The sequence below is a fragment of the Bradyrhizobium sp. Kon56 genome, from assembly GCF_055807635.1.
Genome location: NZ_JBVVOU010000422.1, coordinates 1 through 271, shown reverse-complemented (window position 1 = coordinate 271; position 271 = coordinate 1). Strand labels below are relative to the sequence as shown.

Annotated in this window: 1 protein-coding gene; it reads left to right on the top strand. The window is 66.1% G+C overall.

The features are described from left to right. Positions 1-271: cytosine permease (locus AC0L3B_RS39525; protein WP_473383249.1), on the top strand; the 271-nt coding region annotated here is incomplete at both ends.

Here is a 271-nt window from a genome sequence, read left to right as displayed (position 1 = left end):
CCAAAGCGCCGGGCAATTGGAAACGCGCGGCATCGAACCGGTCCCGGAGGGCGAGTGCAACGGGCATCCGCTGCAGCTGTTCTGGGTATGGTTCGCGGCCAATATCAGCATCCTCGGCTTGCCGCTCGGTGCCACGCTGGTTGCGTTTCGCGGCCTGGCGATCTGGCAGGCGATTATCGTGGCGATCCTGGGCGCTGCCGGTTCCTTCGCGGTGGTGGGCATTATTTCCATCGCCGGTCGCCGTGGTCGCGCGCCCAGCCTGACCTTGTCC